The following is a 14571-nucleotide window of genomic DNA, read 5'->3' on the forward strand; positions in this document are numbered from 1 at the left end:
CTTAAGGTTCTGGGTTAGCGGGTGGTGCCGGCTACCTTCGGCAGGGCACCGCCGGCAGCCGCGTTGCGGTCCGGCCTGAAGTTGGAGAAGTCGACGCCCGGGACGTCGTGCACGAGCGCGAGCTCGTCCTCGATGGTGGCGGCCTCCCACTCCTCGGGGCCGACGAGGGGCAGGCGCACGCGCGGGCTGCCGATGCGGCCGAGGCCGTGGAGGACGTACTTGGTCGCGACGGTGCCGGGCACGTGGGTCATCACGGCCCGCACCAGCGGCTCGAGGCGCTGGTGCATGTCGCGGGCGGTGTGCAGGTCCCCGGCGTTCACCGCGTCGATGATGGCGCGGTAGGGGGCAGCCGCGATGTTGGCGGTGACCCCGATGAGGCCGGTCGCGCCGATCGCGAGCTCGGGGAGCACGTTCGCGTCGTCGCCCGAGAAGTACATGAGATCCGTCTGGTTGAGCACGCGGCTCACCTCGCTGAGGTCGCCCTTGGCGTCCTTCACCGCGAGGATGTTCGGGTGCTTCGCGAGACGCAGGATGGTCTCGTACTTGATCGGCACGCCCGTTCGTCCGGGGATGTCGTAGAGGATCACCGGCAGGTCGGTCGCGTCGGCCACCATGCGGAAGTGCGTGAGGATCCCCGCCTGGGTCGGCTTGTTGTAGTACGGGGTGACGATCATCACGCCGTCGGCCCCGGCCTTCTCGCTGGCCTTGTAGAGCTCGATGGCGTGCGCGGTCTCGTTCGAGCCGCCGCCCGTGATGATCTTCGCGCGCCCGCTCGAGACCGACTTGCCGACCTCGACGAGCTTCAGCTTCTCGGCGTCGGTGAGCGTGGAGGTCTCACCGGTCGTGCCCGTCACGACGATGCCGTCCGCACCGTTCGCGATGCAGTCCTCGATGTGCTGCTCGGTCGCCTGCCAGTCGACTTCGCCGTCCGCCTGGAACGGGGTCACCAGCGCGACCAGCACCTGGCCGAAGGGGTTCTCTGTGGTCGTCACCTCTCTAGGCTACCCGACGGCGCCGGGGAACATCGCAGCGGCGGCTCGGGATCGACCCCGACCGCAGCTCGTCTCTTCTCCTTCGCACAGGAATGTTCCACGATGTAGCACATGCGCACCGTCGGCATCAGGGCACTCAAGCAGAACGCGTCCGAGGTCGTCGCGCGCGCGGCCAAGGGCGAGGTCATCGAGATCACCGATCACGGGAAACCGGTCGCCAAGATCTGCCGCTGCAGACGGATCGCTACGAGGAGCTGGTAGCGTCCGGTCAGCTCACGCCTCCGCGCCAGAGCCTCGCCGGTCTGAGGCTCTGGATCACGGAGTTCGACCGCCAGCTCCGGGACCTCGACATCCCGACCGGTAACGCCAGCGGCGCGCGCCGGGCTCGCCGCCCCGCGCATGCCGCGCGCCGACTCGGAGACGACCGCCCGAGCCGCCACTCACTCGGCGCCGACCGATGGCTCAGCCCCGCACCCAGCGCTCGAAGCGGTAGACGAGGCCCGTCCTCGACGTGAGCGCCTCCCCGGGATCGACGAGTCGCCACTCTGGGCCGATCTCGGGGGCGAAGGTGTCTGCGCCGTCGACGTCGAGCTCGATCCTCGTCACCGCGAGCTCGCGGGCGAGCGGCATCGCCGCGCGGTAGAGCCGGCCGCCGCCGATCACCCAGGCCGCGCGCGCCGGCCAGATCCCGGGATCCTGGCAGGACGCCCCCTCCTCGGCGGCGAGCCGTGCGAGGTGCGCCTCGAACTCGGCCCGCACGGCGCCCTCCGCGCGCGACACGGCCTCCTCGAGCGAGGGCACCGCGCTCGCGCCCGGCGCCTCGTAGCCGGGGTCGCGCGTGACGACGAGGTTCTCGCGCCCTGGGAGCGGGCGGAACCGCTCGGGCAGCGACTCCCAGGTGCGCCGGCCCATGATGACGGGGGCGCCCCAGGTGCGCTGCTTGAAGTAGGCGAGGTCCTCCGGCAGGTGCCACGGCATCCCGCCGTCCCGGCCGATCGCCCCGCCGCGGGCCTCGGCCCAGATCATGCCGATGCCCTCGCCGACGGCCGGCAGCAGGTCCTCCCGCAGCTCTTCGCGTCTCACGTCGGCCCGCTCACACCGCCACCGGGGCCTTGATGCCCGGATGGTGCTCGTAGCCGACGACCGTGAAGTCGTCGAGCTCGTAGTCGAAGACGGAGTCGCGGTCGGCGATCTCGATGCGCGGATACGGATACGGCTCGCGCGCCAGCTGCCGCTCGACCTGCTCGACGTGGTTGTCGTAGATGTGGCAGTCGCCGCCGGTCCAGACGAACTCGCCGGGCTCGAGCCCGGTCTGCTTCGCCATCATCAGGGTGAGCAGCGCGTAGGAGGCGATGTTGAAGGGCACGCCGAGGAACATGTCGGCGGAGCGCTGGTACAGCTGGCAGGAGAGCCTGCCGTCGGCGACGTAGAACTGGAAGAAGGCGTGGCACGGCGCGAGGGCCATGTCGCCGAGGTCCGCGACGTTCCACGCCGAGACGATGAGCCGCCGTGAGTCGGGGTTCGTGCGGATCTGCTCGAGGACCCCGGCGATCTGATCGATGTGCTCCCCCGACGGCGTCGGCCAGGAGCGCCACTGCACGCCGTACACGGGCCCGAGGTCACCGTGCTCGTCGGCCCACTCGTCCCAGATGGTGACGCCGTGATCCCTGAGGAAGCCGATGTTGCCCTCGCCCCGCAGGAACCAGAGCAGCTCGACGGCGACGGACTTGAAGTGCACCCGCTTGGTGGTGATGAGGGGGAAGGACTCGGCGAGATCGTAGCGGATCTGGCGCCCGAAGAGACTGCGCGTGCCGGTGCCCGTGCGATCGGATTTCGGGGTGCCGGTCTCGAGCACCTCCCGCAGCAGGTCCTCGTAGGGGGTGGGGATCGTGTTCGCGCTCACGCCCTCGAGTCTACCGCCGCGAGAGCCGGCGAGCAGGACCCCGCGGAACCGACGACCGCGCATTATTGCGCCTCGGCATCTCGCGGTCAACCGTCTATGCCGGCCCGAGCGGCGTCGTTAGCTTCGGAGCATGGTAGCACCGAATCCCCGCAGCCTCGGCGACTCGTTCCCCGACGACTCGTTCCCCGACAGCCGCTCTCTCCGCGAGGAGGACGGGACGGAGCAGGAGTCGGAGGAGCGAGACGAGTCCCCGCGCGACGCCGACGACGTCCGAGACGCGTCGGGACAGGACTTCCAGAACCCGATGACCGAGGAGGACACGGCCTCCGGGGGTCCGGCCGATCCCGCCTAGGCGCCGAGCCCGTCGTCGAACGCCTCGAGGGTCTCGGTCTCGCGGCTGTCGTCGCTGCGGCTGAGCACCTCGCCGCGGAAGAAGGCCGGGGAGGCCTTCGCCTGGATGAGCATCAGCGCGACGCCGATGCCGAGCACCACGACGCCGATGATGCCGACGAGCCCGATGCCCGCGACGTTGCTGCCGGATCCGAAGGCGGGATCCATGCTGTCGACCGTGGTCTGCACGAACACGACGAGCAGCAGCACGCCGCCGAGTGCGGGCAGGACGATCTTCGAGACCACGGCGCCGAGCCCCTCCCGCAGGGCGGTCTTGCGGAAGTACCAGGGACTGGCGAGCGCGGTGACGCCGTAGTAGAAGCAGACCATCATGCCGAGCGCCGTGATCGTGTCCCACAGCACGTCCTCGCTGATGAAGCGCATCACGGCGTAGAAGGCCGACGCCACGACGGACGACCACAGCAGCGCGACGTGGGGCGACTTGAACCTCGGGTGGATCTTCTTGATCGAAGCCGGCAGCGCCCCGTAGTGCGACATCGCGAGCAGGGTGCGCGCCGGGGAGATGGCGGTGGAGTTGATCGAGGCCATCGCGCTCACGAGGATCGCGAGCGAGAGCAGGATCGCCGCGGGCCCCATGACGGGGTGGGCGAGCGCGGCGAAGACGTTCTCCGCGATGTCGGGGTTGTTGAGACCGGTGCCCGTCTCGCCGAGCCCGGCGTAGGCGACAGTCGCCGTCGCCGTTCCGACGTAGAGCACGACCAGGATCGCGACGAGGATCATCGCGGCCTTGCTCTCGGTCGAGAGCCGCCCCTTCGAGGGCTTGGTCTCCTCGCCCATCGTCAGCACCGTGTCCCAGCCCCAGTACACGAAGATCGACACCGCGATGCCCGCGGCGAACGCGCTGAAGCCGTCGACCTCGAGGGGGTTGAACCACGAGAGCTCGGGCAGCCGGCCCTCGGCGTTGGCGGGATCCCCGGCGCCGACGAACATCGCGACGATGAACCAGACGAGCACGGCCATCTGGAAGAGCACCGTGATGTACTGGAACACCTTCGTCGAGGTCATGCCGCGGTAGGAGATGAAGGTGGCGAGCGCCATGAACCCGAGGCACACCGCGATGTTGATGAACCGGTTGCCGGCGAGCTCGGCGATCGCGGGATCGCCCGTGACGATGCTGATCGACTGGAAGAGGAACTCGACCGCGATGCCCGCGAGGTTCGAGAGCACGAGCACGGTGGCCGCGATGAGGCCCCAGCCGGCCATCCAGCCGATCCAGGGGCCGAAGGCACGGGTCGCCCAGGTGAACGACGTTCCGGAGTCGGGCATCGCCGTGTTGAGGGCGCGGTAGCCGAGCGCCACGAGCAGCATCGGGATGAAGCCCATGAGGAAGATCGCGGGGGTCTGGTAGCCCACCTCGCTCGCGGCGGGGCCGACCGCGGCCGTGAGCGTGTAGGCGGGCGCGCAGGTGGACAGGCCGATCACGAGCGCGCCGAGCACGCCGACGGTTCCCGATTGGAGGCCCTTCCGGCTGATCCCGGTCACCGAATCGAGGGCCCGCGTGGGCGGGCTCGTCTGTGTCGCGTCCTTCGTCATGGAAAGCTCGCCTCTTTCTCGGGGCTGCGTCGCGCCCGTATCACCTCTCCTGCACCGGCGTATGAGATCCGGGGTCATGGGGCCCCGGCCGGTGAAGTCCGCCGACGATTGTAGGCACTGAACGACTGAAAACCCTAATTATCCGAACTTTCACCACGGATTTCGTCGCGCCTACAGGAAATCGCTTGTCTGATCGCCGCTCTGGCCCGCTTCCGGTCGCCGCAGGCGTCGTACACGATCCCGAGCCGCATCCAGGCGCGCCACGATCCGGGGTCCGCCTCGGCGGCGGCCCGGTAGCGCGGGAACAGAGCGTCCGCCTGCGCCCGGTCCGGTCGCCCCGAGGGCAGCGTGTCGACCTCCTCGTCGGGCAGCAGCCCCTCGCTCTCGAGCAGGTCGAGCAGCTGGTGGGTGCGGTGTCCGAAGCTCAGCTCCCGCAGCAGCGCCCACGCCCCGAGCACGGGCAGGATCACGAGCGCGACGCCCATCGCCACCGCGAGCGGGGAGCCGGAACCCAGCAGGGCGAGGGCGCGCACGCCGACGAACACGAGGTAGAGCAGCAGCAGCGCCGTGATGACGACGACCCCGACGAGGGATCTCGCGCGAGGGGTCATGCCCCGGCTCCGGGAGACCCGGCCGAGGCGATGGCGCCGAGCCCGAGGATCCCGTCGAGCCCGACGGTGAGCCCCGTCGTCGTGCGCGCGGCCTCGAGCGCCGCGACGATGCCGGCCCGGTAGGCGTCGTTCGAGTGCGTGTCGTGGGTGACCGTGAGCACCTCGCCGGGGCCGCCGAAGCGCACCTCCTGCTTCGCCACCACCCCCGCCAGCCGCAGGCTGTGCACGGGAATCCCGGCGACGAGCTCGCCGCGCGCCGGCTGCTCGGCGAAGGGGGCATCGACCGGCGCCCCCTGCCGCGCCTCGGCCATCAGCTCGGCCGTGCGCACCGCGGTGCCCGAGGGCGAGTCCACCTTCCGCGGGTGGTGGGCCTCGATCACCTCGACCGCGTCGAAGTAGGGCGCGGCGATCCGGGCGAGCGCGGTGCCGATCACCGAGCCGAGCGAGAAGTTGGGCACGACGATGGCGCCGGCCCCGGGGATCCCGTCGACGAGGGCGCGCAGGCCGGCGAGCCGGTCCGCCGACCAGCCGCTCGTGCCGACGATCACCCGCTGGCCCCGGCGGAGCGCCCGCTCGACGATCGCGGGCGAGGCGTCGGGGGTGCTGACGTCGATCAGGATCGCGGCGTCGGCGCCCTCGTCCGGAGCGCTCCCGCTGCTGAGCCGGGCCGCGAGCTCGAACTCGGGGTGGTCGTCGACCACCCGGCACACCAGGGTGCCCAGACGACCTGTGGATCCGGAGACGGCGACGCTCGATGACATGCTCCCAGCGTAGTGCCTGGGCGCGGAGCGGCCCGGGCGCGTCTCAGGCCGCGGACGCGAGCCGGGCGCCGGCTACTCGGAGGCCTCGAGCCCCGACCGGGAGACCTCGCCCACCGCGACGACCGTGGTCGGGCGCGCGGCGATGAGGGCGGCGATCTCGCGCACCTCGTCGCCCGAGACGGCGCGGAAGCGGTCGAGCGACGCGTCGAGGTCGAAGAGCTCGCCGCTGCCGAGCTCGGTGCGCCCGAGCCGCCCCATCCGGGTGTCGGAGTCCTCGAGCGAGAGGGCGGAGGATCCCGCGATCTGACCGAGGGCCCGCTCGTACTCCTCCTCGGTGACGCCCTCGGCCGCGATCCGCTGCAGCTCCGCTCGGGCGAGCTGCACGACCTCGCCGGCCTTCTGCGGCGCCGATCCCGCGTACATCCCGAATATGCCGGTATCGGAATAGCTCGCGCCGAAGGAGTACGCCGTGTAGGCGAGGCCCCGCTTCTCGCGGATCTCCTGGAAGAGGCGGCTCGACATGCCGCCGCCGAGCACCGAGTTCATGATCCCGAAGGCGAAGCGCCGCGGGTCGCTCGAGCGCAGGCCCTCGGTGCCGATCATGAGGTTGACCTGCTCGCTGGGGCGCTCGGTGACGGCCACGCGCGCAACCCCCTCGGGGGAGCCTTCCTCCCCCGGGGCGTCCGGGGTGGCTGGGGCGTCCGCGCCGCCCTGCGCGCGCCGCACGGGCGTCGCCCCGACGTCGGTGCGCCACCGCTCCTCCCGCGAGAGCGCGAGCTCGGCGAGCACCTGCTCGACCAGCCGGTCGTGGTCCACCGCGCCGGCCGCCGTCACGACGAGGGTCGAGGGATCGTAGCGGCGGCGGTAGTGCCGGTCGACGTCGTCGCGGCGCGCGGCGCGGATCGTCTCGGGGTTGCCCCCGATGGGGCGCCCCAGGGGATGGTCCCCCAGCACCGCCTCGAAGAACCGCTCCCCCGCCACGTCGGCCAGGTCGTCCGCCGCCATGGCGAGCTCCTCGAGGATCACCTCGCGCTCGTTCTCGAACTCGCCCGAATCGAGGACGGAGCTGGCCACCATGTCGGTGAGCACGGTCACCGCCTGCGGCAGGTCGGCGTCGCGCACCTTCGCGTGATAGCAGGTGTACTCCTTCGCCGTGAGCGCGTTGCTCTCGGCGCCGATGCGGTCGAAGCTGATGGCGATGCCGTAGGCGTCGCGGCTGGGCGTCCCCTTGAACAGGAGGTGCTCCAGGAAGTGGGTCGAGCCGAGACTGCCGGGGGCGTCGTGCTGCTCCGCCTGCTCGTCGCGGGACCCCACGCCCACCCAGAAGCCGATCGAGGCGCTCCGCGCCCCCGGCATGTGCTCCGTGAGCACGCGGAGACCGCTCGGGTGGACCGTGCGCCGCACGCGCGCGCCTCCGAGGTCGACGTCGAGTTCCGGGAGGTCGAGGGGAAACTGGATCGGCTCTCGCATCCCTCCAGCCTACTGCGCGGCGGGGACGCGCCGCCGCGCCCGGTCTATGATTGACGGAGCCGACGATGGGACGGGTGCTGTGGGGAAACGGGTGACGCTGAGCGACATCGCTCGTCACACGGGTCTCGCGATCTCGACGATCAGTACCGTGCTCAACGGACACGCCGGCACTCGGATCCCCTCGGACACCGCGCAGCGCGTGCACGAGGCCGCGGAGCTGCTCGGCTACGCCCCCGATCCTGCGGCACGGGGGCTGCGCACCGGGCGATCCGGGATCATCGGCTTCATCTCGGACGAGGTGACGGTCACGCGGTACGCCTCGGCGATGATCCGCGGCCTGATCGACACGGCGGACACCGCGGACTACGTCGTCGTCATGTCGGAGACCGATCACCGTGAGGAGCGGCTCGAACGAGCCCTCGAGGTGCTGCGCACGCGTCGCAGCGAGGGCCTCCTCTTCGGCCTCATGAGCGCGCGCCGGATCGACCTCCCCCCGCTCGGCGGCGCGCCGGCCATCGTCGTCAACGGCGTCGCGGAGGGAGTGGGGTCGGTGCTGCCCGACGAGGAGCGCGCCGGTCGCGAGGCCGTCGAGCACCTGGTGCGCCGGGGCCACCGGCGGCTGGCCCTGATCGGGCGCTCCGACGTGCACCTCGACCCCGCCGTCTCGGTGACGATCGGCGACCGGATGGCCGGGATCGACGCCGCCATGGCCGAGGCCGGTCTCGCCTTCGAGCATGAGGTGGAGGCCGTGTACTGGGAGCCGGAGGTCAGTCACCGGGGCGCCGCGGAGATCCTGGACCACCATCCGGAGGTCACCGCGATCATCGCCCTGAACGATCGGATGGCGCTGGGCGTCTACCAGGCCGCCCAGGAGCGCGGGCTCTCCATACCGGCCGACGTGTCTGTGATGTCCTTCGACGACGAACAGCTGGCCTCCTATCTCGACCCGCCGGTGACCACGATGCGCCTGCCGTACCTGGAGATGGGGGCCCTCGCGATGGAACGGCTGCTGGAGAGCGTTGTCTCGGGAGCGCCGATCCCCGATTCCCGGATGCTGGTGCCGATACCGCTCATCGAGCGCGGCTCCGTACGCGAGATCCGCGGCCCCGGCACCGCCTGAGCGCCGGCTGCGCCCCTGACGAGGCGCCCGGCGGCACTCCGGTCGCGAGGCGCGCAAGACGCGACCGTCTACCGCTCGCCCTCCCAGATCGAGACGATGCGGTGCACCGCGAGCCGGGTCACCCGCGCCGAGCCCGACTCGGCGTACAGCTCGATGGACCGCGGCCCCTCCGCCGGGAAGGCGAAGGACGTGATCGCTTCGGCGCCGTCGTTCACGAAGACCTCGACGGACGCGCGGTCGACGAGCACTCGCAGCGTCAACCGATCCCCGGAGCACGGAGCACTGCGGTAGCCCCGGTCGCCGTGCCCCGCGCGCCGGCGATCCAGGATCACGCGCCGGGCGAGATCGTCGTACGCCACCAGCGTCTCGTGGCCGCCCGGGGTCTTGTTCACGGCGAGGCCGACCCGCTCCGCCGCACTCGCCGCGAGATCCAGCTCGAGCTCTACCTCCGCGGCGTCGACCCGCTCGAGCAGGACCCGGTCCTCCTCGGCTGCGAGCTCGAAGGAGCCGAGCTCCAGGCTCTCCGTGCGCAGGCCCGCTAGTTCCTCGACCGGGCGCGACCGCAGGCGCAGATCGTCGCCCAGGCTCAGCACGCGCGGTACGGTCAGCTGACCGCTCCAACCATCCTCCTCCGAGGCGAGAGGAGCGGTGAACGACCCCATCCAGGCGAACGCGATCCGACGGCCGTCCGGCGCCTCGAACGTCTGGGGTGCGTAGTACTGACCGCCCCAGTCGAGGGGGAGGTAGTCGGTGAGCTGCTCGAAATCGCGGCCCGGTGCCCAGTCGCCGACGACGTATCCGGCGTTGTGCCCGTTGCGCGCGAGGTAACCGCTCGGCTTCGTGCCCATCGGGCAGTAGAGCAGCACCCACTTGTCGCCCTCGGAGGTGGGCAGCGGGAAGAGGTCGGGGCACTCGAGCATGAAGGCCGCGGGATCGGGGTCGCGGAACAGCACCCGGTCGAACTCCCAGTCGCGCATGTCCCGAGAGGTGTAGAGCCACACCTCTCCACGATCGTCGGCCGAGCAGACCCCGAGGATCATGTGCCAGACCCCGTCGGTTCGCCACACCTTCGGATCGCGGAAGTGCGCAATCCCCTCCGGGCGGTCGACGACGACGCCCCGCTTCTCGAACGCGATGCCGTCGCGGCTCACGGCCATGCACTGCACCTGGAGGTTGCCGTCTGCGTCGTCTGCACCGTTGCACCAGCGGTTGCCGGTGAAGAAGACGACGAGTTCGCCGTCGTCGCTCACCACGGCCGAGCCAGAGTAGACGCCGTCGCGGTCCTCCTCGGTGCTCGGCGCCAGCGCGATGGGGTCGTGGCGCCAGGTGACCAGGTCGCTGCTCGACACGTGTCCCCAGTGCATCGAATCGTGCTCCGCGGCGAAGGGGTTGTGCTGGAAGTAGACCTGGTAGCGCCCCCGATAGTACGAGAGCCCGTTCGGGTCATTGATCCATCCGGCCGGAGCGGCGATGTGGAACCTCGGGTACCACCGGTCCCCGCGCCTCTCGCGGAGGCGGCCCCTGGCGGTCTCGGCGCGCTCCAGATGCTCGCGCATCGGCGCGGAGGCTCCTGCGTGGAGGAGGTCGGGCATCGGCATTCCCTCGGTCGGTAGGTGGTGCGACCCCGCCCGCGCCGACTCGGGGCGCGACCGGGGTCGGCTCTGGAAGCGCCCTCCGGCGCCGGGCGTTCACGCGGTCCCGCGGGTCTGGGAGGTTGCGCAGTTGGAAACCGCCCGCTTCCCATGTTAATGTGCGCTGAAACCTTTCAGCAACCCTGAGCGACCAATGGAGGTCACGACATGGCAGGCAGGCTTTTCACGAACGGTGCGTACCTGCAGAGCTCGACGACACTGTTCGTCTTCTTCGCCTCGTGGGGCATCTGGTGGTCGTTCTTCGCGGTCTGGCTCGGCCAGGAACTGGGGCTCAGCGGCGGCCAGATCGGCACCGTCTACTCGGTGAACTCGCTCACGACGATCGTGACGATGTTGCTCTACGGCATGATCCAGGACAGGCTCAGCCTGCGCCGGCACCTGGTCATCCTGTCCTCGACGGTGATGGCCAGCCTGGCGCCATTTGTGATCCTCGTGTACCAGCCGATGCTGCAGAACGACAGCACCTTCTTCTTCGGCGTGTTGCTCGGCGCGATCTACCTGCCGTTCGGCTACACCGCCGCCGTGGGCCTGCTCGAGGCGTTCTCCGAGCGCATGAGCCGCACCTACGGCTTCGAGTACGGCCAGGCCCGCGGCTGGGGATCCCTCGGCTACGGCGTCGCCGCACTGTTCACCGGCTTCATCTTCACGATCAACCCGCAGATCAACTTCTTCATCGGTTCGGCCCTCGGCGTCACCTGCCTGCTCGTGCAGATCTTCTGGAAGACCGATCACGTGCCCCTCGCGCCGGGGCACGTGTCGCACCCGCACACACCCAGCCTGGGCGAGATGGTCGGCGTACTGAAGCTGAAGAAGCTGTGGGTCGTCATCGCCTTCGTGATCTTCAGCTGGACGTTCTACAACCTCTACGACAACCAGATGTTCCCGAACTTCTACACCGGGCTGTTCGAGAACGAGGACGTGGGCATCCGCACCTACGGCATCCTGAACTCCGTGCAGGTGTTCGCCGAGGCCGGGTGCATGATGCTGGTCCCGCTCCTCATGCGCCGGGTCGGCGTACGCAACATCCTCATGCTGGGCGTCTCCGTGATGTGCCTGCGCATCCTCGGCTCCGCGGTCTTCGCCGATCCCGTGATCGTCTCGGCGATCAAGATGCTCCACGCGATCGAGGTGCCGCTGTTCATCCTCGGCATCTTCCGCTACATCACCCTGCACTTCCCCGCGGTGCTCTCCGCGACGCTGTACATGATCGGCTTCGAGCTCTCGGCCCAGCTCGGCAATACGATCTTCGCGATCCCCTTCGGGTACATCCGCGACGCGATCGGGTTCCAGCCGACCTTCCTGGTGATCGCCGCGGTCGTCGCCTGCGCGGGGGTCTGGGCGTTCTTCGCGCTGAAGAAGGACGATCAGGAGGTGGAGGGCGACCCGTTCATCCGCACCGGTCGCTCGGGGGTGACCGGCGTCCTCAAGACGGTGCAGCAGTAGACGCGCCGCCGCGCCCGGCTGCGGATCGCCGAGCGGGGACGCCCCGACCCGCGGACGCGGAAGCGCCCGCCGCACCGGTGCGGGTGCGGCGGGCGCCTCGGGATCCCGGCTCGGGGCGGGCGGCCCCGTCCGGCGGGGAGCCTACTCCGCGGGGGCCTCGGCGGCCGCGGGGGCCTCCGCGGGAGCCGCGTCCTCGGAGGCCTGCTCCTCGATCACCGGCTCGAGCGAGAGCTTGCCGCGATCGTCGACCTTCGTGATCTTCACGAGGATCTTCTGGCCGATGGAGAGCACGTCGTCGACCGAGTCGATCCGCTTGCCCCCGGCGAGCTTGCGCACCTCGGAGATGTGCAGCAGGCCGTCCTTGCCGGGCAGCAGCGACACGAAGGCGCCGAAGGCGGCGTTCTTCACGACGGTGCCGAGGTACTGCTCGCCGACCTCGGGGTTCTGCGGGTTCGCGATCGCGTTCACCTGGGCGCGGGCGGCCTCGGCCGCGGGGCCGTCGGTCGCGCCGATGTAGACGGTGCCGTCGTCGTCGATCGAGATGTCGGCGCCGGTCTCGTCCTGGATGCCGTTGATCGTCTTGCCCTTGGGGCCGATCAGCTCGCCGATCTTGTCGACCGGGATGTTGACCGTGATCACGCGGGGCGCGGTCGGGGCCATCTCGTCGGGAGCGTCGATCGCCTGGGTGAGCACGTCGAGGATCGTCGTGCGCGCCTCCTTGGCCTGCGACAGGGCGCCGGCGAGCACGTCCGAGGGGATGCCGTCGAGCTTGGTGTCGAGCTGGATCGCGGTCACGAACTCGCTGGTGCCGGCGACCTTGAAGTCCATGTCGCCGAGGGCGTCCTCAGCTCCCAGGATGTCGGTGAGCGCCGCGTAGCGGGTCTCGCCGTCGACCTCGTCGGAGACGAGGCCCATGGCGATGCCGGCGACGGGTGCGCGCAGCGGCACGCCCGCGTTCAGCAGCGACAGGGTCGAGGCGCAGACGGATCCCATCGAGGTCGACCCGTTGGAGCCGAGGGCCTCGGAGACCTGGCGGATCGCGTAGGGGAACTCCTCGCGGCTCGGCAGCACCGGCACGAGCGCGCGCTCCGCGAGGAAGCCGTGACCGATCTCGCGGCGCTTCGGGCTGCCGACGCGGCCCGTCTCGCCGGTCGAGTACGGCGGGAAGTTGTAGTGGTGCATGTAGCGCTTGCTGGTGGTGGGCGACAGCGAGTCGATCTGCTGCTCCATCTTCAGCATGTTCAGCGTGGTGACGCCCAGGATCTGGGTCTCGCCGCGCTGGAAGATGGCCGAGCCGTGCACGCGCGGGATCACCTGGACCTCGGCGTCGAGCGCGCGGATGTCGCGCAGGCCGCGGCCGTCGATGCGGGCGCCCTCGGTGAGGATGCGGCCGCGCACGATCTTCTTCGTGACCGACTTGTACGCGGCGGACACCTGGCCCTCGGCCTCGGCGGGCAGCTCGCCGGCGGCGACCTTCTCCGCGACGGCCTCCTTGACGCGCGCCTTGAGGGCGTCGTCGGCGTTCTGGCGCTCCTGCTTGTCGGCGATCTGGTAGATGCCGGTCAGCTCGGCCTCGGCGAGCCCCGCCACGGCGGCGTAGACCTCGTCGGCGTAGGGCAGGAAGACCGGGTACTCCGCGATCTCCTTGGCCGACTGCGCGGCCAGCTGCTCCTGCGCCTTCACGAGCTGCGAGAGGAACGGCTTCGCGGCCTCGAGCCCCTGGGCGACGACGGCCTCGTCGGGCTTCACGGCGCCGCCGCGGATCAGCTCCCAGCTGCCCTCGGTGGCCTCCGCCTCGACCATCATGATCGCGACGTCCTCGTTGCCGTCCTTGTCGGTGACGACGCGGCCGGCGACCATCAGGTCGAAGACGGCCTCCTGCAGCTGCTCCTCGTTCGGGAACGCGACCCACTGCTCGCCGATCAGGGCGAGGCGCACGCCGGCGATCGGACCGGAGAACGGCAGACCCGAGATCTGCGTCGAGGCAGAGGCGGCGTTGATCGCGAGCGCGTCGTAGAACTCGCCCGGGGCGATCGACAGCACGGTGACGACGATCTGGACCTCGTTGCGGAGGCCGTCGACGAACGACGGGCGCAGCGGGCGGTCGATCAGGCGGCAGACCAGGATCGCCTCGGTCGAGGGGCGCCCCTCGCGACGGAAGAACGAGCCGGGGATCTTGCCCGCGGCATACGAGCGCTCCTCGACGTCGACGGTCAGGGGGAAGAAGTCGAAGTGGTCCTTCGGCTGCTTCGAGGCGCTGGTGGCGGAGAGGAGCATCGTCTCCTCGTCCAGGTACGCGGCGACCGCGCCCTGCGCCTGCTGTGCGAGGCGGCCGGCCTCGAAACGGATGGTGCGCTTGCCGAACTTGCCGTTGTCGAGCACGGCCTCGGCGAACTTGATCTCAGGACCCTCCACGGGATCTCCTCTGCAGTTACGAGAGCACGCGGTCACGGCCTAGGGCGCTGCGTCTGACGCAGGCGCTGATCAACAGTAGAAGGTCACTCTCGGCTCCGATCCGCGCGGGAGCGGCTCGGGATCGCGGAGAGGGATCCACCACCGAAGACCAGCCCGTGAACCCCGTGCTCGGCTCTTCGTTGATGCGGGCAGACGCCCGCATCTCCAGAATAGCACCGTCGGCCGCGGGGGCGCCGGTTCCGTGTCGCCCGCCGTCGCGA

At 70.3% G+C, this 14571-nt stretch carries 13 protein-coding genes; 4 read left to right on the forward strand and 9 right to left on the reverse strand.

All coding sequences use genetic code 11. The features are described 5' to 3' along the window. Positions 1-14: 14 nt before the first annotated feature. Positions 15-992 carry a 4-hydroxy-tetrahydrodipicolinate synthase gene (dapA, locus tag JD276_RS09880; protein ID WP_200115477.1) on the reverse strand — a complete coding sequence of 326 codons (978 nt, stop codon included), beginning with the start codon at positions 990-992 and terminating at the stop codon, positions 15-17. A 111-nt stretch (positions 993-1103) separates the two neighbouring features. On the opposite strand from dapA, the gene JD276_RS09885 reads away from it, so the two are divergent. Then, entirely contained in the window at positions 1104-1253 is a 150-nt protein-coding gene (locus JD276_RS09885) for a type II toxin-antitoxin system Phd/YefM family antitoxin (protein ID WP_200115478.1), read from the forward strand. Positions 1254-1454: 201 nt separating this feature from the next. Here JD276_RS09885 and JD276_RS09890 read toward each other — a convergent pair whose 3' ends face one another. Next, positions 1455-2018, reverse strand: a complete 564-nt coding sequence (locus JD276_RS09890) for a dihydrofolate reductase (protein WP_200115525.1) — start codon at positions 2016-2018, stop codon at positions 1455-1457. Positions 2019-2085: 67 nt separating this feature from the next. Next, positions 2086-2895 (reverse strand): thymidylate synthase, encoded by an 810-nt coding sequence (locus JD276_RS09895; protein ID WP_307866529.1) that lies wholly within the window; start codon positions 2893-2895, stop codon positions 2086-2088. A 130-nt stretch (positions 2896-3025) separates the two neighbouring features. Here JD276_RS09895 and JD276_RS09900 point away from each other — a divergent pair, with 130 nt between their 5' ends. Continuing rightward, the gene (locus JD276_RS09900; protein WP_200115480.1) at positions 3026-3247 is read left to right on the forward strand and encodes a hypothetical protein; all 222 of its coding nucleotides are present in this window, start codon (positions 3026-3028) and stop codon (positions 3245-3247) included. Here the strand turns inward: JD276_RS09900 and JD276_RS09905 are convergent. The 4 genes from JD276_RS09905 to JD276_RS09920 all read right to left on the reverse strand — a co-directional run bounded on the left by JD276_RS09905 (position 3244) and on the right by JD276_RS09920 (position 7681). Continuing rightward, complete coding sequence (locus JD276_RS09905) at positions 3244-4839, reverse strand: APC family permease (protein WP_200115481.1); 1596 nt, start codon at positions 4837-4839, stop codon at positions 3244-3246. The two genes, JD276_RS09900 and JD276_RS09905, sit on opposite strands and share 4 nt — an antisense overlap. Before the next feature lie 134 nt (positions 4840-4973). Then, positions 4974-5450 carry a hypothetical protein gene (locus tag JD276_RS09910; RefSeq protein ID WP_200115482.1) on the reverse strand — a complete coding sequence of 159 codons (477 nt, stop codon included), beginning with the start codon at positions 5448-5450 and terminating at the stop codon, positions 4974-4976. Beyond that, positions 5447-6211, reverse strand: a complete 765-nt coding sequence (gene dapB / locus JD276_RS09915; protein WP_200115483.1) for a 4-hydroxy-tetrahydrodipicolinate reductase — start codon at positions 6209-6211, stop codon at positions 5447-5449. Before dapB ends, JD276_RS09910 begins: the two co-directional genes overlap by 4 nt. 72 nt (positions 6212-6283) lie before the next feature. Further along, positions 6284-7681 (reverse strand): M16 family metallopeptidase, encoded by a 1398-nt coding sequence (locus JD276_RS09920; RefSeq protein ID WP_200115484.1) that lies wholly within the window; start codon positions 7679-7681, stop codon positions 6284-6286. A 79-nt stretch (positions 7682-7760) separates the two neighbouring features. On the opposite strand from JD276_RS09920, the gene JD276_RS09925 reads away from it, so the two are divergent. Continuing rightward, positions 7761-8801, forward strand: coding sequence for a LacI family DNA-binding transcriptional regulator (locus JD276_RS09925; RefSeq protein ID WP_200115485.1), 1041 nt, complete (start codon positions 7761-7763; stop codon positions 8799-8801). 68 nt (positions 8802-8869) lie between these two features. Here the strand turns inward: JD276_RS09925 and JD276_RS09930 are convergent, their stop codons facing one another. Then, positions 8870-10393, reverse strand: a complete 1524-nt coding sequence (locus JD276_RS09930; protein ID WP_200115486.1) for a glycoside hydrolase family 32 protein — start codon at positions 10391-10393, stop codon at positions 8870-8872. A gap of 207 nt (positions 10394-10600) precedes the next feature. Between JD276_RS09930 and JD276_RS09935 the strand changes: the two genes are divergently transcribed. Then, positions 10601-11896, forward strand: coding sequence for an oligosaccharide MFS transporter (locus JD276_RS09935; RefSeq protein ID WP_200115487.1), 1296 nt, complete (start codon positions 10601-10603; stop codon positions 11894-11896). Positions 11897-12037: 141 nt separating this feature from the next. Here the strand turns inward: JD276_RS09935 and JD276_RS09940 are convergent, their stop codons facing one another. Next, complete coding sequence (locus JD276_RS09940; protein WP_200115488.1) at positions 12038-14311, reverse strand: polyribonucleotide nucleotidyltransferase; 2274 nt, start codon at positions 14309-14311, stop codon at positions 12038-12040. Between the last annotated feature and the right edge of the window lie 260 nt (positions 14312-14571).

Origin of the sequence: Leucobacter chromiisoli, from assembly GCF_016522505.1 — a bacterium.
Lineage (GTDB): Bacteria > Actinomycetota > Actinomycetes > Actinomycetales > Microbacteriaceae > Leucobacter > Leucobacter chromiisoli.

Excerpts from the sequence above, each read along its gene's own strand:
- JD276_RS09885 (WP_200115478.1), top strand. The coding sequence starts at position 1,104 with ATGCGCACCGTCGGCATCAGGGCACTCAAGCAGAACGCGTCCGAGGTC.
- JD276_RS09890 (WP_200115525.1), bottom strand. The coding sequence starts at position 2,018 with ATGATCTGGGCCGAGGCCCGCGGCGGGGCGATCGGCCGGGACGGCGGG.
- JD276_RS09900 (WP_200115480.1), top strand. The coding sequence starts at position 3,026 with ATGGTAGCACCGAATCCCCGCAGCCTCGGCGACTCGTTCCCCGACGAC.
- JD276_RS09905 (WP_200115481.1), bottom strand. The coding sequence starts at position 4,839 with ATGACGAAGGACGCGACACAGACGAGCCCGCCCACGCGGGCCCTCGAT.
- JD276_RS09910 (WP_200115482.1), bottom strand. The coding sequence starts at position 5,450 with ATGACCCCTCGCGCGAGATCCCTCGTCGGGGTCGTCGTCATCACGGCG.
- dapB (WP_200115483.1), bottom strand. The coding sequence starts at position 6,211 with ATGTCATCGAGCGTCGCCGTCTCCGGATCCACAGGTCGTCTGGGCACC.
- JD276_RS09920 (WP_200115484.1), bottom strand. The coding sequence starts at position 7,681 with ATGCGAGAGCCGATCCAGTTTCCCCTCGACCTCCCGGAACTCGACGTC.
- JD276_RS09930 (WP_200115486.1), bottom strand. The coding sequence starts at position 10,393 with ATGCCCGACCTCCTCCACGCAGGAGCCTCCGCGCCGATGCGCGAGCAT.
- JD276_RS09935 (WP_200115487.1), top strand. The coding sequence starts at position 10,601 with ATGGCAGGCAGGCTTTTCACGAACGGTGCGTACCTGCAGAGCTCGACG.